The organism is Microtetraspora sp. AC03309, assembly GCF_020826795.1.
Classification (GTDB): Bacteria; Actinomycetota; Actinomycetes; order Streptosporangiales; family Streptosporangiaceae; genus Microtetraspora; species Microtetraspora glauca.
Genome location: NZ_JADDIL010000456.1, coordinates 1 through 492, shown reverse-complemented (window position 1 = coordinate 492; position 492 = coordinate 1). Strand labels below are relative to the sequence as shown.

General features: G+C 61.6%; 1 protein-coding gene. It reads left to right on the top strand.

Features of this window, described 5'->3' with window-relative positions:
• Positions 1–36 precede the first annotated feature (36 nt).
• Positions 37–492, top strand: a 456-nt coding sequence (locus tag IMZ11_RS43830) for an NAD(P)-binding protein (protein ID WP_228649638.1), incomplete at its 3' end; no start/stop codon positions are given.

The window sequence follows — 492 nt, the reverse complement described above, 5'->3', positions numbered from 1 at the left end:
ACGTCAGCTGTGAACGGATCCGAAGGAGCGTCAGGCATGAACACATCGACGGTGCCCACCGAAGTGTTCGACATCGTGATCATCGGCGCGGGGATATCCGGCATCGGCGCCGCCCGGTATGTCACCGAGGCATTTCCGCACAAGCGGGTGGCAGTGCTGGAAAGCCGGAGCAACATCGGCGGTACATGGGATCTGTTCCGCTATCCCGGGATTCGATCGGACTCGGACCTGCACACCTTCGGCTACGAATTCAAACCGTGGAAGGACGAATCGGCGATCGCCGATGCGCCCCTGATCCGTGACTACCTACGGGAAACCGTCGACGAGAACGGGCTGGGTTCGTTGATCCGGCTCCGGCACAAGGTGTTGTCGGCGCACTGGTCCAGCGGCGACGCCAGATGGACGCTGCAGGTTCAGGTCACCGATGCCGACGGCCAGGTGGTAATTCGGGAGATCGTCACGAACTGGGTTTTCGCAGGCACCGGCTACTAC